The sequence below is a fragment of the Acinetobacter sp. BSP-28 genome (genome assembly GCF_044130285.1).
Classification (GTDB): domain Bacteria; phylum Pseudomonadota; class Gammaproteobacteria; order Pseudomonadales; family Moraxellaceae; genus Acinetobacter.
This window is the reverse complement of the sequence record NZ_JBIQOB010000012.1, coordinates 1-21,622: the sequence shown is the minus strand read 5'-3', so window position 1 is coordinate 21,622 and position 21,622 is coordinate 1. Positions and strand designations below refer to the sequence as shown.

The following is a 21,622-nucleotide window of genomic DNA, read 5'->3' as shown; positions in this document are numbered from 1 at the left end:
TTGTAACCAGGCCTGTTTTTGCTTAAGTGGATAAGCATAAATCTTTTATGGGCTATTCAGCTTTCCTATTCAAATAAATTTTAAACTAGCAGTGCCTTAAGCAAACTCGCTATTCTTAAAGTATGTTGTTTATTTCCTTTTTGTTCCATGACCTTATGTTCAATGCGCCATAGATAATCAAAAATTTCAGACTCGCTGGCATTTTCGTTCAGCATATTAAAAATTTTGGGTAAATAATCCTCATATTCATCCCGCATGGACGGATTACAGCAAATTCCTAAGGGATCCCATTCCTGCAGTAAAATTTTATGTATGGCATGTAATAATTTGGCATCTTTATTTTGTGTGGCTTCCATACACCCCCCTAATATTTAATACAATAATCACATAAATAAAATATTGTTTTCTCAGTAAAAGATAATCTATTCATAAAAGCAGCCTAGTTATATAGCACTTTCAGATTTGCCGTTAACCCTTTTCTTATCCTTAAAAAAAGTTTTTTTTAGATTATCTTTCATTTTAAAAGTTGTATCACTCATTCAATGTAATTCCAACCCCTTCATCTATTTTAATTTTGCATTTAAATTTCCACAATCCCGGCATAGAAAAATACCTAAAATCTAAAAATTTTAAATGGTAGGTTTTTGGTAGGTGGGATTTTTTTAAGCTTCATTGAATACTCAACTCACGGTGAGGGTCACCGATAATACAATGAATGGTAGAAGGAATCGCACCATGGCTTTTAAAAATATTGCAGATCAAACAAACGGTTTTTATATTCCCTGTGTTTCACTTTTCGGACCGGGCTGTGCCAAAGAAATTGGTGCAAAGGCACAAAATTTAGGTGCAAAAAAGGCCTTGATTGTGACCGATGCCGGTCTATTCAAATTTGGTGTCGCAGATACCATTGCAGCTTACCTGACAGAAGCTGGTGTAGACAGTCACATTTTTCCTGGCGCAGAGCCAAATCCAACCGACATCAACGTACATAATGGTGTACAAGCCTATAATGATCATGGCTGTGATTTTATTGTGTCTTTGGGTGGCGGTTCATCACATGACTGTGCCAAAGGCATTGGTCTGGTAACGGCTGGTGGTGGTCATATCCGTGATTATGAGGGGATTGATAAAAGTACCGTCCCGATGACTCCGCTGATTGCGATTAATACCACAGCAGGTACAGCCTCTGAAATGACGCGTTTCTGTATTATTACCAATACCGATACTCATGTAAAAATGGCGATTGTCGACTGGCGTTGTACACCACTGATCGCCATTGATGATCCTAAACTGATGCTGGCCAAACCTGCAGCCCTCACTGCAGCAACCGGTATGGATGCATTGACGCATGCTGTTGAAGCTTATGTGTCTACAGCTGCCAATCCGATTACCGATGCCTGTGCAGAAAAAGCCATTAGCATGATTAGTGAATGGCTCAGCCCTGCGGTAGCCAATGGTGATAACTTAGAAGCACGTGATGCCATGAGCTATGCGCAATATCTTGCCGGTATGGCATTCAACAATGCCTCACTCGGTTATGTACATGCGATGGCGCATCAGTTAGGTGGTTTCTACAACTTGCCACACGGCGTATGTAATGCAATCTTGTTGCCACATGTATGTGAATTTAACCTGATTGCCTGCCCTGACCGTTATGCCAGAATTGCCCAGCTTATGGGAGTCAACACTGCAGGACTGACGGTGACTGAAGCTGCATTTGAAGCCATCAATGCCATTCGTCAACTTTCTGCCTCAATTGGTATTCCATCAGGTTTAGCTGAATTAGGCGTTAAAGAAGCTGATTTAGGCATCATGTCGGAAAATGCGCAAAAAGATGCCTGCATGCTGACCAACCCACGTAAAGCCACACATGCACAAGTGGTCGATATCTTTAAGGCAGCTTTAAAATCCAATGCATCGGTAGTCGATTTTAAAGCAGCAATGTAATACCTCCATGTAAGTCTTCTCTCCTATCTTGTGACTTACATTTTTGGCAACCAGCATTCCCGCTCCAATCTGGAGCGGTTGAGGAAATAGTCTTGAACCGGCTGTTTCCTCAACTGATTCCTTGGCCCCTGTATAACACGGGATCAGGAATATGGTTGCTTCTTTTTTTTAAAGAATTCAATTTGACAAATCTTTAAGCATCATGAAGGATAAAAGAAAATAAATCCTGCTTAGAGTATAAAAATGACAAATGGCACCATCGAACCACTTTATCAACTGGATGTACTAGGTCAAGGCTATGAACAAGCCACCCTGGATTTTCCCGATGATTATGAAGGACAAGTCACTGCAACCTTAATCCGAAAAAAAACAGTGCAGTCCACACAGAAAGCAGTTTTATATATTCATGGATTTATCGACTATTTTTTCCAAACTGAAATGGCAGAACGGTTTAACCAGCATGGTTTTGACTTTTATGCGCTGGATTTGCGCAAATATGGACGTTCTCATCTGCCGCATCAAAAATATTATAACGTACGCGAAATTGCTGAATATGATGCAGAAATTACCCAAGCCTTAGACATTATTAGCGCAGAAGGTCATGATACGGTTCTGCTCTGTGGACATTCAACGGGTGGCCTCACCACAACACTTTATGCAGCCCATCATCCCGATCATCCTTTAATTAAAGCGCTTTGGGTCAATAGCCCCTTTTATGACTTTAATATGAACCCAATCAAGAAAAAACTGGGCCTGCCCAATTTAAGTCGCGTCGGTAAAATCTGCCCGGATTTAAAATTCCCCAGCGAACTGAATAAATGGTATGTGACCAGTTTGCACAACAGCTTAAAGGGAGAATGGGACTTTAATCTGGAATGGAAACCCAAGACTTACCCTATGGTTCGCTTGAGTTTTGTACGGGCAATTTATGAAGCGCAAAAGGAAATTCATCAAGGTGTAAGCTTAAATATCCCGACTTTAGTGATGCATTCGCATCAAAGCAAAAATCCGAAAAAATGGCATAAATATGCACAAACCAGTGATGTAATTTTAGATGTCAAACATATAGACAAATATGCCAAAAAAATGAAAGGCGATGTCACCATCAGAGAAATAAAAAATGGTTTACATGACCTGGTGCTGTCGGAAAAATCGGTGCGCGAAAATGTCTATCACCAACTGTTTGAATGGTTAAAGCAGAAAGGCTTATAAAGATAATTGTGCAATATTAATTATCTTTATATTTAAGTAAGGTTTGATGCACGGGGTGTGTTTTGGGCATAAGTTCAATTAAACGCTCCACCGCATCAATTGCTTCTGGAAAATGTGCCACATGTTTAAGCAAAACATCAGTCTCGTTGGCTTTAAAAATGGCATCACTTAAACGCGACTCCAGACAATCCCGCCATGCACATAAAAATGGACTTTCGGTTTTTGCCAGAAAAACACCGGTACACAGTTTTAAGGCCGAATCGATATATCCGGCATCTAACGATTGTTCGGTGAGTAAAAAATCAGCCTCAACATGTGCTAATAATCTATAGGGTCTAGACCCCAACATGCCGCCTAAAATATCGCGCAATTGTGACATTTCGGCTTTTAAAGTACCGATACTGACTTTGCGTTCGCCATAGAGTGCCTGATGCAGGCTATCCAGACTTAAGCCTTGCGGACATAAGGCCAATATGGTCAAAATTTCAATTTGTCGTGGTGTGAGCACCAAGACCTTGCCATTAAACAACACTTGTGGCACGGAAAAAGCCCGGATAAACAATCGCTGTTTTTGATATTCAAGTAATGCAGATTGAATAATCGAGGCACAGCGTTCAGCGGCAAGCAAACCCAAACTATTATGTTTTTGCCAGGTGGTTGACAGGTCAATGACTCCTAAAACCTGTTTTGAATAGGGATCAATGATCGGTGCTGCATAACAAACCCAATCGTGAATAGAAGACATGTAATGCTCATTGGAGAATACACAACTCGACTGTTGGGTTTTTAAGGATAAAGCTAAAGCATTGGTTCCGACCAGTTCCTCGCGCCACTGGCCGCCTTCGATAAAATGCACACTTTCTGCTGCACGCTGCATTTGTGGACTGGATGCTGTCCAGATGATGGTACTGCCGATATCACCCACTGCTAGCACCATGGAAGATTGCTCGGCAATATGTTTTAAATCCTGTGCGCAATGTTGCAAGGCATGTTCTAAAGCTGTGGGATAGGTTTCTTTTTGTAAATGAACCAATGGCGCAGCAGCACGATCTTTTGGAATTTCAGCAGAAGTAGAGCGTTGCCAGGAACTGATAATGCTTTGTCCCAACTGTTCCGCATGCAAGGGAGATAAACTACTACTTTGCCTAAACTGATCAATTTTAAGCCTTTTTTGCATCAAATTTTGCTTATTCATCATTCCTTATTCTCACAACAATTCATGACTTACATCCACTGTAATCGTTATTTTTAAGATTGTTTGAAAAGTTTGTAAACCTTCTTGTATCCAACCTTTCTCCAACCTTATTCCCTGTATGCTAATCAAATAATGTACAAAAGTACCTTATACCAAAGCTGTAGATGCAGTTTAAAACACGAAAATAAGCAAAGGAAAATTCATATGCGTTATGCCGATCCTAATCAACCTGGTTCAAAAGTTCAGTTTAAAGCCCAATATGAAAACTTTATTGGCGGTCAATGGGTTGCCCCGGTAAAAGGTCAATACTTTGACAATATTTCTCCTGTTGATGGTAAAGCCTTTACCAAAGTCCCACGCTCAAGTGTTGAAGATATTGAACTGGCACTCGATGCAGCGCATAAAGCCAAAGCACAATGGAATAAATCTTCCCCAACGACCCGCTCAAATATTCTGTTAAAAATTGCTGACCGTTTAGAAGCCAATCTGGAGCTTTTGGCAGTGGCTGAAACTTGGGATAATGGCAAACCGGTCCGTGAAACCCTGGCGGCAGATATTCCTTTAGCGATTGACCATTTCCGCTATTTTGCCGGCTGTATTCGCGCACAGGAAGGTGGCATTTCAGAAATTGATGAAGACACCATTGCCTACCACTTCCATGAGCCTTTAGGAGTGGTTGGACAGATTATTCCCTGGAACTTCCCTATTTTAATGGCGACATGGAAATTGGCTCCGGCATTGGCTGCGGGTAACTGTATTGTGCTCAAACCAGCTGAACAAACTCCAGTCAGCATTCTGGTGCTGGTTGAACTGATTCAAGACCTTCTACCGGAAGGCGTTTTAAACGTTGTGAATGGTTATGGCATTGAAGTGGGCCGCCCATTGGCTACCAACCCACGTATTGCCAAAATTGCATTTACCGGCTCAACAGCTGTCGGTCAGCAGATCATGCAATATGCAACCGAAAATATTATTCCGGTAACCTTAGAGCTAGGCGGTAAATCACCAAACATTTTCTTTGAAGATGTTATGGCTCAGCAAGATGACTACTTAGAAAAAGCGCTGGAAGGCTTTACCATGTTTGCCCTGAACCAAGGGGAAATCTGTACCTGTCCGTCACGTGCATTGATTCAGGAAAGTATTGCTGACCAGTTCTTAGAGATGGCAGTAGAGCGGGTAAAACGCATTAAGACCGGTCATCCACTCGATACAGAGACCATGATTGGGGCACAGGCTTCTCAAGAACAGCAGGACAAGATTTTGGGATGTATCGCAACCGGCCGTGGAGAAGGTGCTGAACTATTGACGGGTGGTGAAGCACGTCATGAAGTTGGCCAAGGTTTCTACATTGAACCGACCATTTTCAAAGGCACCAATAACATGAGAACGTTCCAGGAAGAAATTTTTGGACCAGTACTCGCAGTGACCACCTTTAAAGATTTTGATGATGCCATCAAGATTGCCAACGACACTATTTATGGCCTAGGTGCGGGGGTGTGGTCTCGTTCTGCTCATACCTCTTACCGTGCAGGTCGTGCAATTGAGGCCGGTCGTGTATGGACCAACTGTTATCATATCTACCCTGCACACGCGGCATTCGGTGGTTATAAAAAATCAGGTATTGGACGCGAAAACCACAAGATGATGCTTGATCATTACCAGCAAACCAAAAACTTGCTGGTGAGCTATGCCACCAAGCCAATGGGCTTCTTCTAAACATAAAGTTGTATCAAGTATTGCAAAAGCGAACTTCGGTTCGCTTTTTTTGCTTTAAATTGCAAACAATCAACAGAGAAATATTCATTTTTCTGACTATTCAAGCTAAATTGCTCTTATTCCTGACAGCTTAGAAAAATAGCATGACTACAGCATCTCCAGACTTTCCCGACACCATTTATGCCATTCAACACCTTGCCTTTGAAGACCTGGGTGCATTGGAAGATGTTTTCTATCAGCTTGGCTTTCGGGTACGTTATTTTGAAGCGGGTGTAGATGACTTAACTAAAGCACTGCAGCACAAAGGCCTGACCATTATTTTAGGTGGGCCGATTGGTGTCTATGAAACAGATGATTATCCATTCTTACAACAAGAAATAGACTTACTAAAAGTGCGTTTAGAAGAAAACTTACCCACTCTTGGCATCTGTCTAGGTGCTCAGCTGATTGCCCATGCCTTGGGTGCCAAAGTGTATGCAGGGCATCAAAAGGAAATTGGCTGGAGCAGATTAAGTCTTTCCAATGCCGAAAATAACCTGCTTTCACCCTTAATTGATACTCCAGTATTACACTGGCATGGCGATACTTTCGATTTGCCTGAACAGGCTGAATTATTGGCAAGTTCAGAAATTTACCCCAATCAGGCTTTTTCAATCGGGAAAAATATTCTGGCTTTGCAATTCCATATTGAAGTTGCAGCAGACAGTCTGGAAAAATGGCTCATTGGCCATACCTGCGAATTACGTAAAGCCGAAATCAACATTCCTGCTTTACGCACCGACAATGAAGCATATGCGACTACCTTAGAATCAAAGGCTCAAGCTGTATTACAAAATTATCTAAAAGAAGTTGCCGCAATTTAATCAAACTTTAAATGTGAATTTAAGAAATAAAAAAGCACCATTTATATGGTGCTTTTTTATAAGCTAATTGGTACTTATTTTTTCGCAGGAACAGATGCTTCGGTGGTAATGTTCACCGTAATTTTATCGCCCACATTCGGAACATAAGCGCCTACGCCAAATGCTGAACGGTTAAATGAAGTCGTCGCATTGAAACCAATAGACTCAGCTTTAGTCATTGGATGTACACCCTGCTTATTTAACACTGCATCTAAAACTACAGGTTTAGTCACATCTTTCACTGTAAGGTTACCAGTGATTTTGTATTTGTTTTTACCTAAAGCTTGAACTTTAGTACTTTTAAATGTGATGTTTGGATACTTCGCTGCATCAAAAAAATCTGCTGTTTTTAAATGCTCATCCAATGCTTTTACGTTGGTATTTAAACTCGATAAAGGAATAGTCACATTAACAGATGAATTTGCAGGTTTTGCATTATCTACGTTAATGGTACCTTGAATGTCGCTAAAGTTTGCAGATGGAGTAGAAAATCCAAAATGGTTCCAACTAAATACTGTTGCGGTATGGGTTGGATCAATTTGATAGGCAACCGGTTTTGCTAGAGACAAAGTTGCCACTGATGCAACTGCCAGACCTAAAGTTATTGCTTTGAAATTCATGTGTAGTTATCTCGCTTTGGAATGGTTGTTAGTGTATACATTTCTTATTTTAATTCACTGATACAGATAAAACGATATGTTGCAAGAATAGAACAATCTCTAGGTAATTAAGATAAATTAATGAAACGATGCAATCTTATTCGTTTAATATAATGATAATCATCATAAATTATTTAGAAATCATGATCTTCAATTTTATGCCATTGCCGCATTCATATGCTTTACTTAATGATTTAATACAAAAATATACAGTTAAGCGGACTCATCATAAAAGTCCGGAAAACCAAGTGATTCATCACCGAGAATTTTTAAGTTACCAAAATCATAAAAGCCCCAAACAGGGGCTTTTATGATTACATTTCTCGCTTTATAACTTTTCAACCAAAATTCGATCCACCTGTTTCATACCGGTATGCTTTTCATGGTTTTTACGGCGAATCTTAATCACCTTATCTTCCTGCAAATCTTGCAGCATCAGTTCAACCGCAACCATCGCTTCAAGTTTGAGGTCTGCACCAATCCATTTCTGTTCACCAGCATCCATCAGGACAATTTCATCATTAATCTGATCATAAAGGCTCATATTTTCCTCACTTGGGGCAATCAAGCACCCATGGCTGAATACTGTATGAATGAATTAATTTTAAACCTTTAAGTTTAAATCATTCGTTACAAATCGTTATTTCTTCAATAAAAAAACGCCCCTTGAACTGAGGCGTCTTTTTAACCTATTAATCGAATTGATTAAGCGGTAATTTCTTTCACTGCTGCAACAACAGCTTCAGTAGTAATACCGAAGTATTGGAACAAATCTTTTGCAGGTGCAGATTCGCCGTATGTAGTCATACCGATTACACGACCGTCTAGACCTACAAATTTCCACCAGTAATCGACATGCGCAGCTTCAACCGCTACACGCGCGCGAATGTTTGAAGGAAGAACAGCCTCACGGTAAGCCGCATCCTGTTTTACAAATTCTTCAGCACACGGCATAGACACTACACGTACACCTTCAAGTTGTGCATACGCTTCCATTGCCAATGAAACTTCAGAACCTGTTGCAATGATGATGGCTTTCAATTCACCTTTTTCTTCAGCAAGAACATAACCACCTTTCGCTACGTTCTCAATTTGCGCTTGAGTACGAGTTTGGAATGGTAAGTTTTGACGAGAGAAGATTAACGCTGTAGGACCTTCAGCACGTAACAATGCAGATTTCCAAGAAATAGAAGCTTCTACAGTGTCACATGGACGCCATGTATTTAAGTTTGGTGTGCCACGTAAAGAGGCAATTTGCTCTACAGGTTGATGTGTAGGACCATCTTCACCCAGACCAATTGAGTCATGCGTATAAACGTGGATTACACGTTGTTTCATCAATGCAGACATACGTACTGCATTACGTGCATATTCCATGAACATCAAGAATGTTGCAACGTAAGGGATGAAACCACCGTGAAGCGCTACACCATTGGCAATTGCAGTCATACCGAATTCACGTACGCCGTAGTGAACATAGTTACCTGCTGGATTGTCTTGTACGCCTTGCGCACCTTTCCAAAGTGTGAGGTTAGAACCTGCAAGGTCAGCAGAACCGCCCAAAACTTCTGGCAACAATGGTACAAGTGCTTGAAGTGCATTTTGACTTGCTTTACGAGTCGCAATAGTTTCAGCTTTTGCATTTACTTCAGCGATATAGGCATCCGCTTTAGCAACAAAGTCAGCCGGTAATTCACCGCTTAAACGACGCTTAAGTTCAGCCGCTTCAGTTGGGTATTTTGCAGCATATGCAGCAAAAGTTTCATTCCAAGCTGCTTCTGAAGATGAACCTTTCGCTTTTGCATCCCAAGCTGCATAAACGTCAGCAGGAATGACAAACGCTTCTTCTTTCCAGCCCAAAGCTTCACGAGTCAATGCAATTTCGTCATTACCTAACGGTGCACCGTGGCAATCTTCTTTACCTTGTTTGTTTGGTGAACCTAGACCAATCACTGTTTTACAGATGATGATTGTTGGCTTAGCAGTTTCAGCTTTAGCAGCAACAGTGGCTTGACGAATGGCATCTGCATCATGACCGTCAACTTTAATCACTTGCCAGCCGTAAGCTTGGAAACGTTGTTCTGTGTCGTCAGAGAACCAGCCTTCAACTTCACCATCAATCGAAATACCGTTGTCATCATAATAAGCAATTAACTTGCCTAGACCCAAAGTACCTGCGAGTGAACATGCTTCATGAGAAACACCTTCCATTAAGCAGCCATCACCAAGGAAACAGTAAGTGAAATGGTCAACAACCTGAATGTCGTCTTTGTTGAATTGCGCAGCCAAAGTTTTTTCAGCAAGTGCAAAACCAACCGCATTGGCAATACCCTGACCCAATGGACCAGTGGTTGTTTCAATACCTGGTGCATAACCTAATTCAGGGTGACCTGGAGTTTTAGAATGCAACTGACGGAAAGATTTTAAATCTTCGATAGAAAGATCATAACCTGTAAGATGCAATAGCGCATATTGCAACATAGAGCCATGGCCGTTAGACAATACAAAACGGTCACGGTTTGCCCATTGAGGGTTTTGTGGGTTGTGATTTAAAAATTCGCGCCAAACGACATCAGCGATGTCTGCCATCCCCATTGGAGCACCTGGATGTCCTGAATTTGCTTTTTGCACAGCATCCATTGCCAATACACGAATTGCGTTTGCAATACGACGTTCGTTAAGCGGGGTTGTCATAGGTCAGAGTCCAACTAAATCGTTTAAAGAAGATGATGAATAGGAAAATTCAAAGCTGGCTATATTGTCTTAAAAAAACAGCAAGGGGTAAAGTCTAATAGCCAACATTTCGGCATTTATTCACAACTGGGCATATTTTAATGCAGGCAGAGCTCAATTTCACCTCATTTGCAAATACTTAGCGCATGAGTAAATGCCTTGAGTTATTTAATTTAAAATGTCTATATGACATTTTAACGATTACTGTCCTGCATTAAAGTTCTTACATCCGTCCTTTTATTTTTCCCTATAGGAGAAAAATAAAGCAGGTTCAACAATGATAGAGACATCTATTATGGCTATTGGATATAGACTTCAAAGCTTTTCATCTTTCACTGAATATTCACGAAATCTTTTTATTGCTTATTCTTTGATAAATTTCCTAGCTGAAAATGAGGACAAATTAAATTTTACCGGCCTCTAGATTGATGAATAAACATGCAAAAGCACTAAAACTGAATAAAATTCACTTTAAATAGAACTAACTGAAAAATTTAATACCTTTTAAATTTTAATTTTATCGCTTCATTTTATGCACTTTAATCCTCCCAGGCTTTAACCAGGATAATTTTTTATCGAACAAATATTATAAACACATAATATGTATAACTTTTTAAACCAATCAAATACGTTTATCAATATTTATAATAATTTTTGATCAAAAACTGAAATCATTTTGAAACATAGATTAAATATTTGCTTAACTAAACTCTTGCTGGGCAAAATTACAATTTCAACACCAATTTTAACGACTTATCAGTTTTTTAGATGCCCATATCAATTAAAAAGTCGTTGAATTGAAATAAATTCATTCATTTTTATCGTCTAGAACTGGTTCAAAAGTCTAACTCGATGTAACATATTGCGTCTTTTGAATTAACTGTGATAGGACTTATGCGCGAGTACGCTGTATTTACCTCGGAATCTGTAAGCGAAGGCCATCCGGATAAAATGGCTGACCAAATCAGTGACGCTATTTTGGATGCAATCTTAAAAGAAGACCCATATGCACGGGTTGCTTGTGAAACGCTTGTAAAAACGGGTGCGGTAGTACTTGCCGGTGAAATCACAACAACTGCAAATGTTGACTTTGAAGCAATCGTACGTCAAACCGTAAATGGCATTGGTTATCATCATTCTGACCTCGGTTTCGATGGTTCAACCTGTGCCGTGATCAACATGATTGGTAAACAGTCTCCTGAAATTGCTCAGGGTGTAGACCGCCAAAAACCTGAAGACCAAGGTGCCGGTGACCAAGGCTTAATGTTTGGTTATGCCAGCCGTGAAACTGACGTGTTAATGCCAGCTCCTATTTCATATGCACACCGCTTAATGGAAAAACAAGCTGAATTACGTCGTAACGGTTCATTACCATGGTTACGTCCAGATGCGAAAAGTCAGGTGACTTTTGCTTACGAAAACGGCATGCCGGTTCGTTTAGATGCTGTGGTACTTTCTACCCAACACGATCCTGAAATTTCACAAGCGAATCTTAAAGAAGCTGTGATTGAAGAAATCGTGAAAAAAGTGATTCCTGCAGAGATGTTCCATGCAGACACCAAATTCCACATCAACCCGACGGGTATGTTTGTGATTGGCGGTCCTGTTGGTGACTGTGGTCTAACCGGCCGTAAAATCATTGTAGATACTTACGGTGGTATGGCACGTCATGGCGGTGGTGCTTTCTCTGGTAAAGATCCATCTAAAGTTGACCGTTCAGCAGCTTATGCTGGCCGTTATGTTGCAAAAAATATTGTGGCTGCTGGTCTTGCTGATAAATGTGAAATTCAGGTGTCTTATGCAATCGGTGTTGCAGAGCCAACTTCTATTTCAATCAACACATTTAACACTGCAAAAGTGCCTGAAGAACTAATCATTCAATTGGTTCGTGAGCATTTCGACTTACGTCCATATGGCATTACCCGCATGTTGAACCTGATCCAGCCGATGTATAAGCAAACTGCTGCTTATGGTCACTTTGGTCGTCAAGGTTCAGACACTGCATTTACCTGGGAAAAAACAGACAAAGTGGAAGCGCTTAAAGCCTCTGCCGGACTGTAAGTTTTTTCATTTAAAAGCCCACATTCTTGTGGGCTTTTTCATTTCTGCTTTAAAATAATATACAAAAGCCTAAAATTTTATGATCAATCATTTTTTTTATTGCATAGGATAAAAACCATGGCCGTTATTCTTCAAGTTGACTTCCCTTCTCAAGGTCCATTTGGGGAGGAAATGTATCAAGCCTATCAACAACTTGCCGAAAGTATTAATCAAGAAGATGGCATGTTATGGAAAATATGGACAGAAAATAGTGCCACCCAAGAAGCGGGCGGCATCTATTTATTTGATAGCCAAGCCAATGCAGAAAAATACTTACGCATGCACACTGCACGTCTGCAAAGTTTTGGCATCGATAATATTCGTGGAAAAATTTTTGAAGTGAATCAGGCTCTGTCTACCATCAATCAGGCAGACTTTTTAAACATCTAAAATTGATCCACATTAAAAATCCTGACCATTAAAAATCAGGATTTTTTCAATCCTTTAAACTGAATTCTGTTATTGTCTGGCACTAATCACTTCAAGTACCGAGGGTTGCACAGGAACGTCTTGATGATCCTGTAAATAAACATGGACAATTTTAAAGAAAATCACGGCTGCCAGGCAGGTTAAAATACAAAAAATCCAGAAACCATAAGGACTTTTAATATTATGTGAACCGCAGTTCGTGCACTTTTTTTCAGTTGATTCAACAACCTTGTTACAACAGGCACAATGATATTGATATAGCATGACTATGCTCCTACTTTCATTCTTGTTTTTATGTTCCATCTGTATTTTAGATGGACTGTAGTCTCAATAAAATCATATGCCTGTCTTTATATAGATACAAGTCTATTTATCAACAAGTGGAGCTTAGCCAAGCAAAAACATTATCCACTATCACTTAAGATACTAATTTTTAATAAAAAACCTCAACAAAACATCAAAACCAAGAAGCATTATTTATAACGCAATGCAATAAAGCATACTTGAATCTGTGTATTTTAATCTTCTCCCACAGGTTCATGTTTTTAGTTAAAATAGCAGTGAATGACTTGGAGAATCTCATGGTTCAACTGATTAAAAAGGGAGGCTTGCGCGAACGTGCCAACCGTAGCCGTAGCTATAAAGGTTCAGAAAATACAGAAGCAACCTTAAAACCTAATCGCTACGTACAGCTACAAAAAAATGAGCAAGTCACATCACCTGCTTCCCTATCCATACCAGTTACTGATGAAACTGCTTCCAAATAGTTAAAGCATGGCAAATGCGTCATACCATAACCAGATGGCAAAAATCAGGAATAGTCCACCTGAAATTACATCAATATAACTGCCAGAACGCTGATATGCGGTCTTAATTTTTGGTATGGACAAAATTAGCATCAGTAAAGTAAAAACCAAAAAGGTTTGTATTGGAATAATAATGGCCAGCTGGGTTTTTAAATGGCTTGAAGCTGAAGAACTTAAGGCCAGAGAAAAGACACTACTAAAATAGATCAGTGTTTTGGGATTGGATAGATTGGTCAATAATCCTGATAAAAAATAATTTTGAGCAGCTGCTGTCGCAAGTTGCTGACCCTCCGTTTCTACACTGGTTTGCTGTTTAAGGGTTTTTAATCCTCCATTCAACATAGCCCAGCCCATCCGTGCCAGAAACAGTCCTCCAACCAACATTAAGATTTGCTGTATCCATGGAAATTGTTCAATCAGCACGGTAAAGCCAAGTAGAGTCAATACCACCCAAACCAGAATACCGACTGAAATACCCAAAATAATCTTTAATGTATTGGCTCTGGATGTAGATGCCGAACTTCTGGCAATCAGCAAAACATCCGGTCCCGGGCTCAGCTGTGCAACAAAATGCAGTGTACAAATGGTCAAAAGCAATGACATAGAAATAGAGGAGATTTTTAAAAAATGTATTATATCTTTTGTTCAATTTTTTGCATGCCTCCTGCCCTCAATTTGGCTAATAAAAGTGGCAAAAAAAAGCCGAATCATCATGATCCGGCTTTTCAAACACTATAGTTACAAAGATAGGGCTATAAACTTATTTATTCGCATCTTTCATTTCAATTTTTTTCGCGTCTGGTGTCACTTCACGTGCTTCACCATCAATAATGCTGGAATCGTGACGCTGTGAACCGCCGCCTTGCTGCATGTCTTGCATTTGACGCATTAAATCTGCAAATGGGTTTTGACCCTGAGCATCACCGCCCATGCCATTCATATTACCCATCATGCCACCCATCATTTTATCCATCATGGCTTGCTGACGTTTTGCCATGGTTTTCATCATGACATTTTTAAAAGCATTCTGTACGCCTGGAATCAAAATTAACAATGCCAAAACATCGGTAATTAAGCCCGGAATAAGCAGAAAAAAACCGGCCAGAATTTTAGGCAGATTATTGGTTAATGCAGGATCACCACTCATTTGCCCCATTTGCATTTGCTGCATTTGTGGCATTAAACCAGATGAATATTTACGAATCAGGTTCATACCAATAAAAAAGGCAGCAACAAACCAGAAAAATACGTACCACATGCTGCCGACGAGGTCACCCACGCCAATCCAGACAAAAACTTCCAGGATTAAGCCAACCAGTACAATAAGAAATAATTTCATGAAAATTAATCTAATCTCAACAAAATGAATAAGGTGTAGTCATTAACTGCTTAATCACTATCAAGCTTTTTTGCTACGCTTATGTAACAATATGGGCGTTATTTTATTTTTAAAGGGTTTGCATGTCATTAATTATCGGTATTGACCCAGGTTCACGCTTAACAGGTTACGGCATCATCGAAAGAGATGGGCAAAAGTTAACGTTTGTAGATGCAGGAACCATTCGTACCGAAACCCCTGAAATGCCTGAACGTTTAAAACGAATTTTTGCAGGTGTGGAACGCATTGTTAAATTTCATGGCCCGACCGAAGCTGCAGTCGAACAGGTGTTTATGGCTCAAAACCCGGACTCGGCTTTAAAACTGGGACAAGCTCGTGGTGCCGCTATTGCAGCCTTGGTGAATCTGGATTTACAGGTGGCTGAGTACACCGCCCGCCAAATCAAACAGTCTGTAGTCGGTTATGGTGCAGCAGATAAAGAACAGGTGCAGATGATGGTAATGCGCATTTTAAATTTAAGCATTAAACCACAGCAAGATGCGGCCGATGCTTTGGCTGCTGCGATTTGTCATGCGCATGCATCAGGCAGTATGAGCAAAATGGCGGTACTCAATGCGCTTGGTGGTATGGCACGAGGTCGTAGCCGTTACAGTGGTCGAAGACGTTAAAACCCTATAAATATATTTAAAATAATTTAAAGATAAGGTGCAAAATCTTTGCGCATTTCCCGGACTGAGGGTTGCTTGCTATAAGTAAAGGTGACTCTCCGTCCAAAGCTTCTAACATTCTTTTTCTGATTCGGATCAATTCGAATAAAAATCAGCTCATCCGGTTCATTGCGATGATTGATTTCACAAATCATGATGGTTTGGCTCTTTTCAATTACTTTATATTGAGGAAATTCTTTTTGTACAATTTCTTTAAATGATTTATTAGCCGAACCAGAATCTGTGCGTTGAGTATAAATCACCAGAAGTATACAAACCACAACGACTATGGCGACGACCAGATATTTTTCCATTATTTCCTCTTAACCCATTATTTTTATAATTTTTATTTAACACAGGATGTTAAAGTCTTGAATATTCAGCTCTAGCTGAACTGGTGTTTGAATAATCTGGGAAACTTCAGCCCGACTCGGCCCGATCCAACTTCGTTGCAAAAGCTCCTGAATAATCAGTTCATCCCCCACAACCACGGCTTCTACTTCACCCGTAGGCAAATTTTTCACATAACCTTTCAGTTCTAATTCTATAGCCTGTTGTTCAAACCAACGACGATAACCAACACCTTGCACCCGGCCCTGAATAATGAGTTTAACTGCCTTATTCATTGGTCATTCCCCTGATTCACCACATGATAAATTGCTGCATTCATATGATGAGCTTGTAAACCACGCATGCCTTGCTCCGCCAGCCAATCTCCCGCTAAAGCATGCAGCGTGACAATTTCATGCAGCTGGATTTTCCCGGCAAATTGCGCCTTTAAACTGGCAGTCATTCCGGCTAAGACATCGCCCATACCGCCAGTTCCCATACCGGCATTTCCAGCAGTACAGATCCACAGCTGATCTTCCAGAATCAAACTACCCGAACCTTTCAGTACCCATTGACCTGCATATTTTTCCTGAAGGGCGTGTATCGCTGCGACTCTATCCTTTTCAACGTCTTTAACTGAACACCCCAACAATTTTGCTGCTTCACCCGAGTGAGGTGTAGCATAACTATTTGCTTTTAATGCTTCTGGATGCTCCGCTAAGAACCACAGTGCATCTGCATCCAGCACCACGTGTAGATGGTCAGCTGAATTTAACTTCGGAAACCATTTAAAATAGTGCTGTTCTGACCATACATCACGGCCAAGCCCCATGCCAAAACTGACGGCATCGACATGATCTAATAACTGCTGAATTTCGGCTTTAGTCAAGGCATTGATGTCACGCAGCATGATATTGGGTGAACGTGCCAAAATTGCAGTGTGATGTTTTTCATGACAAACAATAGTGACTTTGCCCGCCCCTGCACTAAATGCAGACTCAGCCGCCATCATTACTGCTCCGCCCATATTTTCATGACCACCCACGACCAGTACATGACCATAACTGCCTTTATGACCAAAAGCCTCACGCTTGGGTAATGAAATAGTACTTGATGAAAGCTGGGCAAGCAGTTTTAATTCTGTATCTGTAGGAATCAGCGAAATCACCTCGACCTGCCCTGCAAACTCCTTGCCTTGACCGGTAAATAGTCCTGCCTTTAGTCCCAAAGCAGTATAGGTGTAATCTGCCTTGATGGCACACGATAAAGGCTGACCAGTGTTGGCTTGTAGACCACTTGGAATATCAATGGCGATTTTCAGGCCAGTTTGGACATTGATACTTTGAATAATCTGTTGCCAGTCTACATCCAGTTCTCGGTTTAAACCTATGCCAAACAGTGCATCTATATAAACATCATACTTTTTTTGAAATACAAACCCGGAATGGATATTGATGTCAGCATCTACAGCTTCCTGATAGGCACTATGTAAATCTTTAGAGGCACCCAATTCAGCGGCATAAATATCAACATGCAAACCTTGTTGTTTTAAATATTTAGCCGTGAGATAGCCATCACCGGCATTATTACCCTGCCCACAACAGACAGCAATATTTTGGATGTTTTGTTGCTGGAAAATAGGAAGTAAGCGCTGTGCAATCATCCAGGCCACTTGCTGCATTAAGCCATAAGAACTATTTTGCTGGGCAAACCAGCGTTGCTCCCATGCTTGAATACTTTGGCTATGATAAACAGGGCTATGGTAAACTTGCTGAGGCATTCTTCTTCCCTTTTTATGTAATTATGGCTTCATCCACAGCATCACAAAAAATTCCTTTAGATCAATATGATCCTGAAACGCTGAAAGCGTGGATTAAAGCACAGGCGTTGCAATTAGGTTTTAGTGATTGTGTCATTGCCAAACCGGATGCTCAAGAAGAATTGCCACGTTTTCAAGAATATTTGAAACGTGGCTACCATGGTGACATGAAATTCCTGGAAGAAAATCTGGAAAAACGTGCCGATCCGACTTTGCTGGTGCCGGGGACCAAAAGTATTATCTGTGTACGGATGAACTACTTGGTGGAAACACCCAAGCCGCGTTATGTGCCGGATGAACCAAATGCCGCCATCATTGCACGTTATGCGCGTGGTCGCGATTATCATAAAACCATGCGTGGTCGCCTCAAAACATTAGCCAGCAAAATTCGGGAAAAAGTCGGTGATTTTGAATCACGCCCCTTTGCCGACTCTGCTCCAATCTTTGAAAAATCTCTGGCCGAAAATGCCGGCATGGGCTGGACCGGAAAACATACCTTACTGATCCATAAAAAATCAGGTTCATTTTTTGTTTTGGGTGAACTGTTTACTTCACTTGAACTGCCCTTTGACAGTCCGGCAACCAAGCACTGCGGTTCATGTACAGCGTGTATTGATATTTGCCCGACTCAAGCCATTGTTGAACCCTATATGCTGGATGCGCGTAAATGCATTGCGTATTTGACCATTGAATATCAAGGCATCATTCCTGAAGAATTACGCCGTGGCATCGGTAACCGTGTGTTTGGCTGTGATGATTGCCAACTGATTTGTCCCTGGAACAGTTTTGCCAAGAAAACCAGCATTGAAGATTTTAATCCGCGTCATGGTCTGGATCAGGTCACTTTATTGGACTTATGGCATTGGGATGAAAGTACCTTTTTAGCCAATACTGAAGGTAGTCCATTACGGCGTACCGGTTACCAAAGTTTTATGCGTAATATTGCGATTGGTTTGGGCAATGCGCCTTTTTCCGCTGAAATTGTAGAAACTCTAAAGCAAACTCGCGACCAGTATGATGAGATTGTGCAAGTCCATATTGATTGGGCCATTCGTGAACAACTCGCCAAATCCAATTCAATATTGAGCCAAAATTAACAGCATCTGCTTCGGTTTTTAATTTCAAGATCATGACAAAGTTTGGCTTTTAGAAAAAATATAATGCCCAGATCAGTACAAATTTAAAAATAACTGTAAAAAACTTTGTAAGGATATTTACAAGAAATCAGTTTAGTTTGTAACTAAATATACAATCTTACAATTATCGTAAATTTCAAAAATTAATCGTTAGATACTATTAGATTTGGTCGTTTATGCCTTTGGATTTGGCATAAATTATGTATGATAAAGAGCAATTAATAATGATGATTATGGATTTTCACTAATGAATGTACGTAATGACTGGACACGAGAAGAAATTCAGGATTTATATAACCAGCCTTTTTTAGATTTAGTTTTTGAAGCACAACGCATTCATCGTGAACATTTTGCAGCAAATACCATTCAGGTCAGCACCCTGCTTTCTATTAAAACGGGTAAATGTCCAGAAGATTGTAAATATTGTTCTCAATCAGCGCATTACGATTCAAAGCTGGAAGCTGAAAAACGTATTGCCGTTGATAAAGTAATTCAAGAAGCCAAGGAAGCACTTGCTTCAGGTTCATCACGTTTTTGTATGGGCGCTGCTTGGCGCAATCCGCATGAGCGCGATATGCCTTATGTACTGGAAATGGTACGTGAAGTGAAGTCACTGGGATTAGAAACCTGTATGACTTTAGGAATGCTCAATCAGTCGCAAGCAGAACGCTTAAAAGATGCAGGTTTAGATTATTACAACCATAATCTGGATACCTCACGCGAATACTATTCCAATGTCATCAGCACCCGTACCTTCGATGACCGTTTAAACACTTTAGATTTTGTCCGTCAAGCCGGCATGAAAGTATGTAGTGGCGGGATCGTCGGTTTGGGTGAAAGTAGCCAAGACCGTATTGGTTTATTGCATGAGTTAGCAACCTTAGCGATTCACCCTGAATCGGTACCCATCAATATGTTGGTGCCAATTGAAGGTACGCCGCTTGCAGATGTAGAAAAATTAGACATCACTGAATGGATTCGTACTATTGCTGTTGCCCGCATTATTATGCCTAAGAGTTATATTCGTCTGTCTGCAGGTCGCGAATCTTTATCGGATGCCGATCAGGCGCTGGCCTTTATGGCAGGTGCCAACTCGCTTTTCTCGGGTGAGAAACTCTTGACCACCCCAAATGCCGGCGAAGGCAAGGACAAACAGTTATTTAACAAGTTGGGCTTAATTGCTGAAAAAGCCAAACCAACTGTCAAAGAACTTTCAGTCGATGCCATGGCCAGTTAAACTGACCAAATTCTAAAAAAAGCCCATTTGGGCTTTTTTTATTTAGTTAGAAGTAAGCAAAATGCCATAGCGTGCATTTAAGTAATTTCCCTTACAAATAACGTCTGCTCCATTGGCATGGTAAACCACCAGTTCGTGGGTAAATGTGTCATAACTGAACGAATCAAAACAATCCTGATGATGACTTAGCCAGACCAAAGTGTCTGCCAATTGATCAGTGACAATGTAAGTATCTGCAGTAAAATCGATGTTCATAAATAAAAGTTCAACCCTTTTATATTCTCATTGTCATAATTTTAACTTTTTTGCAGATTGATATCCTATTTTGCAATTTTTATTTTTAAGAACAATCTTCGTCAGACTACGTCAGCTCCGTCCACTACTCTAATTTTGGACGTGGAAGAGTAAACTTTTTTAACAATAAAATGAAATAGAACAAGTTAAATTTTAAAAATCAAAGATAAATCACATAAAATTTTAGTGATTAACTATTATTAATTTTTTATTTTATTGAATTGAAAAAAGTGAGCATTATGCTCACTTTTTCACAATTAACATGACGGGCTTAAAGCTATTTGTTGGCTCCACACTTCCTGCATTCCTTATAATGTTCCCCTATTTCTTCCATATGTTCATATTCATAAACATGTAAACAAAACAATTTCATAAGCAATTGAAGCATTTCCTAAACTCCATGTTTGTTTATTTTTAATTAAACTTTTTAAAATAAATATTTCATCCCGAAATACGAATGTGATCAAAAAAAGACCACTGTTATTTATTACCATATTTTTATGATAATTCAAATAACTTTACATGATTTTTCTCAAAATTATAAATTTAAAGCTCAAGCCTATTGGTGATGTAATAAATATTCGCAGCGGTCTAATGCATATATTTCTTCATTTCAATTTCAGGTTGCTGTGCTAAATTGCATAGTTCAGCATTCCGGAAATCTTTTTTAATATGCTTTAAAGACAATGGGTTAGCTTTTAAGGCAAGTTTAAATAGAGTTTCAGAATACTCTCTCAAAAACTGGATGACATAAGGTTTTTTCTGTATTGCCATGCTCCATAAATCTTCGCTGGCATGTTGTATATGCTGAATCGCATAAGGCCGAAGTTTTACTGCATGTTCACATAATTCTTTACTTGGATGATCCATAAACTGAATAGACATTGGATTATTTTCAATCGCCATCAGATACATGGCTGGCGTTGGTTTACGAATGTCCCGAATAGCCATGCCATCTTTACGTAATGCCATGTAGCAAAGACCTTCTGTCTGTTCTTTCACATATTTAATCGCTTGTGGATTCGATTGCACTGCTGCCTGACAAATCTGTTCTGTTTGTT

The 21,622-nt window shown here is 40.1% G+C and carries 22 protein-coding genes and 1 pseudogene; 10 read left to right on the top strand and 13 right to left on the bottom strand.

Going from position 1 to position 21,622, the window contains the following annotated elements:
• Positions 1-80: 80 nt before the first annotated feature.
• Positions 81-356 carry a hypothetical protein gene (locus ACE01R_RS10285; protein WP_395551016.1) on the bottom strand — a complete coding sequence of 92 codons (276 nt, stop codon included), beginning with the start codon at positions 354-356 and terminating at the stop codon, positions 81-83.
• 379 nt (positions 357-735) lie between these two features.
• Here ACE01R_RS10285 and ACE01R_RS10280 point away from each other — a divergent pair, with 379 nt between their 5' ends.
• Both ACE01R_RS10280 and ACE01R_RS10275 read left to right on the top strand, forming a co-directional pair.
• Positions 736-1,947, top strand: a complete 1,212-nt coding sequence (locus ACE01R_RS10280; protein WP_395551015.1) for an iron-containing alcohol dehydrogenase — start codon at positions 736-738, stop codon at positions 1,945-1,947.
• Positions 1,948-2,190: 243 nt separating this feature from the next.
• Positions 2,191-3,159 (top strand): alpha/beta hydrolase, encoded by a 969-nt coding sequence (locus ACE01R_RS10275; protein WP_395551014.1) that lies wholly within the window; start codon positions 2,191-2,193, stop codon positions 3,157-3,159.
• Positions 3,160-3,175: 16 nt separating this feature from the next.
• On the opposite strand, the gene ACE01R_RS10270 is transcribed toward ACE01R_RS10275, so the two are convergent.
• Positions 3,176-4,357, bottom strand: a complete 1,182-nt coding sequence (locus ACE01R_RS10270) for a transcriptional regulator (RefSeq protein ID WP_395551013.1) — start codon at positions 4,355-4,357, stop codon at positions 3,176-3,178.
• A 201-nt stretch (positions 4,358-4,558) separates the two neighbouring features.
• Here ACE01R_RS10270 and ACE01R_RS10265 point away from each other — a divergent pair, with 201 nt between their 5' ends.
• The gene (locus ACE01R_RS10265; RefSeq protein ID WP_395551012.1) at positions 4,559-6,070 is read left to right on the top strand and encodes an aldehyde dehydrogenase family protein; all 1,512 of its coding nucleotides are present in this window, start codon (positions 4,559-4,561) and stop codon (positions 6,068-6,070) included.
• Positions 6,071-6,213: 143 nt separating this feature from the next.
• Positions 6,214-6,933 carry a glutamine amidotransferase gene (locus tag ACE01R_RS10260; protein WP_395551011.1) on the top strand — a complete coding sequence of 240 codons (720 nt, stop codon included), beginning with the start codon at positions 6,214-6,216 and terminating at the stop codon, positions 6,931-6,933.
• Between the two features lie 74 nt (positions 6,934-7,007).
• On the opposite strand, the gene ACE01R_RS10255 is transcribed toward ACE01R_RS10260, so the two are convergent.
• The 3 genes from ACE01R_RS10255 to tkt form a co-directional block, all read right to left on the bottom strand.
• Positions 7,008-7,592: a YceI family protein gene (locus ACE01R_RS10255; protein ID WP_086175873.1), complete on the bottom strand. Its 585-nt coding sequence runs from the start codon at positions 7,590-7,592 to the stop codon at positions 7,008-7,010.
• A gap of 367 nt (positions 7,593-7,959) precedes the next feature.
• The gene (locus ACE01R_RS10250; RefSeq protein WP_395551010.1) at positions 7,960-8,175 is read right to left on the bottom strand and encodes a hypothetical protein; all 216 of its coding nucleotides are present in this window, start codon (positions 8,173-8,175) and stop codon (positions 7,960-7,962) included.
• A gap of 161 nt (positions 8,176-8,336) precedes the next feature.
• Positions 8,337-10,325, bottom strand: a complete 1,989-nt coding sequence (gene tkt / locus ACE01R_RS10245) for a transketolase (RefSeq protein WP_395550995.1) — start codon at positions 10,323-10,325, stop codon at positions 8,337-8,339.
• 933 nt (positions 10,326-11,258) lie between these two features.
• On the opposite strand from tkt, the gene metK reads away from it, so the two are divergent.
• Both metK and ACE01R_RS10235 read left to right on the top strand, forming a co-directional pair.
• The gene (metK, locus tag ACE01R_RS10240; protein WP_395550980.1) at positions 11,259-12,425 is read left to right on the top strand and encodes a methionine adenosyltransferase; all 1,167 of its coding nucleotides are present in this window, start codon (positions 11,259-11,261) and stop codon (positions 12,423-12,425) included.
• A gap of 117 nt (positions 12,426-12,542) precedes the next feature.
• Positions 12,543-12,854, top strand: a complete 312-nt coding sequence (locus ACE01R_RS10235; protein ID WP_395550944.1) for a monooxygenase — start codon at positions 12,543-12,545, stop codon at positions 12,852-12,854.
• A gap of 69 nt (positions 12,855-12,923) precedes the next feature.
• Here ACE01R_RS10235 and ACE01R_RS10230 read toward each other — a convergent pair whose 3' ends face one another.
• On the bottom strand, positions 12,924-13,157 hold the full coding sequence (locus tag ACE01R_RS10230; protein WP_395550943.1) for a hypothetical protein: 234 nt from the start codon (positions 13,155-13,157) through the stop codon (positions 12,924-12,926).
• A 317-nt stretch (positions 13,158-13,474) separates the two neighbouring features.
• Here ACE01R_RS10230 and ACE01R_RS10225 point away from each other — a divergent pair, with 317 nt between their 5' ends.
• On the top strand, positions 13,475-13,660 hold the full coding sequence (locus ACE01R_RS10225) for a hypothetical protein (protein WP_395550941.1): 186 nt from the start codon (positions 13,475-13,477) through the stop codon (positions 13,658-13,660).
• Here the strand turns inward: ACE01R_RS10225 and ACE01R_RS10220 are convergent, their stop codons facing one another.
• Positions 13,661-14,302 (bottom strand): LysE family transporter, encoded by a 642-nt coding sequence (locus tag ACE01R_RS10220; protein ID WP_395550930.1) that lies wholly within the window; start codon positions 14,300-14,302, stop codon positions 13,661-13,663. It abuts the gene before it with no gap.
• 157 nt (positions 14,303-14,459) lie between these two features.
• Entirely contained in the window at positions 14,460-15,038 is a 579-nt protein-coding gene (locus ACE01R_RS10215; protein ID WP_395550927.1) for an FxsA family protein, read from the bottom strand.
• 122 nt (positions 15,039-15,160) lie between these two features.
• Between ACE01R_RS10215 and ruvC the strand changes: the two genes are divergently transcribed.
• Positions 15,161-15,706: a crossover junction endodeoxyribonuclease RuvC gene (gene ruvC, locus ACE01R_RS10210; RefSeq protein ID WP_395550923.1), complete on the top strand. Its 546-nt coding sequence runs from the start codon at positions 15,161-15,163 to the stop codon at positions 15,704-15,706.
• Between the two features lie 26 nt (positions 15,707-15,732).
• On the opposite strand, the gene ACE01R_RS10205 is transcribed toward ruvC, so the two are convergent.
• Genes ACE01R_RS10205 through ACE01R_RS10195 form a run of 3 tightly spaced genes read right to left on the bottom strand, consistent with a single transcriptional unit; the run spans position 15,733 to position 17,855 of the window.
• Entirely contained in the window at positions 15,733-16,059 is a 327-nt protein-coding gene (locus ACE01R_RS10205; RefSeq protein WP_395550921.1) for a hypothetical protein, read from the bottom strand.
• Between the two features lie 36 nt (positions 16,060-16,095).
• Entirely contained in the window at positions 16,096-16,371 is a 276-nt protein-coding gene (locus ACE01R_RS10200; protein ID WP_395550920.1) for an acylphosphatase, read from the bottom strand.
• Positions 16,368-17,855 carry an NAD(P)H-hydrate dehydratase gene (locus ACE01R_RS10195; RefSeq protein WP_395550919.1) on the bottom strand — a complete coding sequence of 496 codons (1,488 nt, stop codon included), beginning with the start codon at positions 17,853-17,855 and terminating at the stop codon, positions 16,368-16,370. The genes ACE01R_RS10200 and ACE01R_RS10195 overlap by 4 nt, the downstream gene beginning before the upstream one ends.
• A 23-nt stretch (positions 17,856-17,878) precedes the next feature.
• On the opposite strand from ACE01R_RS10195, the gene queG reads away from it, so the two are divergent.
• Both queG and bioB read left to right on the top strand, forming a co-directional pair.
• Positions 17,879-18,991 (top strand): tRNA epoxyqueuosine(34) reductase QueG, encoded by a 1,113-nt coding sequence (queG, locus tag ACE01R_RS10190; RefSeq protein ID WP_395551124.1) that lies wholly within the window; start codon positions 17,879-17,881, stop codon positions 18,989-18,991.
• A gap of 286 nt (positions 18,992-19,277) precedes the next feature.
• Entirely contained in the window at positions 19,278-20,267 is a 990-nt protein-coding gene (gene bioB / locus ACE01R_RS10185; RefSeq protein WP_395550918.1) for a biotin synthase BioB, read from the top strand.
• Between the two features lie 42 nt (positions 20,268-20,309).
• Here the strand turns inward: bioB and ACE01R_RS10180 are convergent, their stop codons facing one another.
• Entirely contained in the window at positions 20,310-20,522 is a 213-nt protein-coding gene (locus tag ACE01R_RS10180) for a hypothetical protein (RefSeq protein WP_395550917.1), read from the bottom strand.
• Positions 20,523-21,152: 630 nt separating this feature from the next.
• Positions 21,153-21,622, bottom strand: a pseudogene (locus tag ACE01R_RS10175) (hypothetical protein); the annotation flags it as partial.

Bases quoted from the DNA above. Each gene is read 5' to 3' on its own strand.
- ACE01R_RS10285 (WP_395551016.1), bottom strand. From the start codon at position 356: ATGGAAGCCACACAAAATAAAGATGCCAAATTATTACATGCCATACAT.
- ACE01R_RS10280 (WP_395551015.1), top strand. From the start codon at position 736: ATGGCTTTTAAAAATATTGCAGATCAAACAAACGGTTTTTATATTCCC.
- ACE01R_RS10275 (WP_395551014.1), top strand. From the start codon at position 2,191: ATGACAAATGGCACCATCGAACCACTTTATCAACTGGATGTACTAGGT.
- ACE01R_RS10270 (WP_395551013.1), bottom strand. From the start codon at position 4,357: ATGATGAATAAGCAAAATTTGATGCAAAAAAGGCTTAAAATTGATCAG.
- ACE01R_RS10265 (WP_395551012.1), top strand. From the start codon at position 4,559: ATGCGTTATGCCGATCCTAATCAACCTGGTTCAAAAGTTCAGTTTAAA.
- ACE01R_RS10260 (WP_395551011.1), top strand. From the start codon at position 6,214: ATGACTACAGCATCTCCAGACTTTCCCGACACCATTTATGCCATTCAA.
- ACE01R_RS10255 (WP_086175873.1), bottom strand. From the start codon at position 7,592: ATGAATTTCAAAGCAATAACTTTAGGTCTGGCAGTTGCATCAGTGGCA.
- ACE01R_RS10250 (WP_395551010.1), bottom strand. From the start codon at position 8,175: ATGAGCCTTTATGATCAGATTAATGATGAAATTGTCCTGATGGATGCT.
- tkt (WP_395550995.1), bottom strand. From the start codon at position 10,325: ATGACAACCCCGCTTAACGAACGTCGTATTGCAAACGCAATTCGTGTA.
- metK (WP_395550980.1), top strand. From the start codon at position 11,259: ATGCGCGAGTACGCTGTATTTACCTCGGAATCTGTAAGCGAAGGCCAT.
- ACE01R_RS10235 (WP_395550944.1), top strand. From the start codon at position 12,543: ATGGCCGTTATTCTTCAAGTTGACTTCCCTTCTCAAGGTCCATTTGGG.
- ACE01R_RS10230 (WP_395550943.1), bottom strand. From the start codon at position 13,157: ATGCTATATCAATATCATTGTGCCTGTTGTAACAAGGTTGTTGAATCA.
- ACE01R_RS10225 (WP_395550941.1), top strand. From the start codon at position 13,475: ATGGTTCAACTGATTAAAAAGGGAGGCTTGCGCGAACGTGCCAACCGT.
- ACE01R_RS10220 (WP_395550930.1), bottom strand. From the start codon at position 14,302: ATGTCATTGCTTTTGACCATTTGTACACTGCATTTTGTTGCACAGCTG.
- ACE01R_RS10215 (WP_395550927.1), bottom strand. From the start codon at position 15,038: ATGAAATTATTTCTTATTGTACTGGTTGGCTTAATCCTGGAAGTTTTT.
- ruvC (WP_395550923.1), top strand. From the start codon at position 15,161: ATGTCATTAATTATCGGTATTGACCCAGGTTCACGCTTAACAGGTTAC.
- ACE01R_RS10205 (WP_395550921.1), bottom strand. From the start codon at position 16,059: ATGGAAAAATATCTGGTCGTCGCCATAGTCGTTGTGGTTTGTATACTT.
- ACE01R_RS10200 (WP_395550920.1), bottom strand. From the start codon at position 16,371: ATGAATAAGGCAGTTAAACTCATTATTCAGGGCCGGGTGCAAGGTGTT.
- ACE01R_RS10195 (WP_395550919.1), bottom strand. From the start codon at position 17,855: ATGCCTCAGCAAGTTTACCATAGCCCTGTTTATCATAGCCAAAGTATT.
- queG (WP_395551124.1), top strand. From the start codon at position 17,879: ATGGCTTCATCCACAGCATCACAAAAAATTCCTTTAGATCAATATGAT.
- bioB (WP_395550918.1), top strand. From the start codon at position 19,278: ATGAATGTACGTAATGACTGGACACGAGAAGAAATTCAGGATTTATAT.
- ACE01R_RS10180 (WP_395550917.1), bottom strand. From the start codon at position 20,522: ATGAACATCGATTTTACTGCAGATACTTACATTGTCACTGATCAATTG.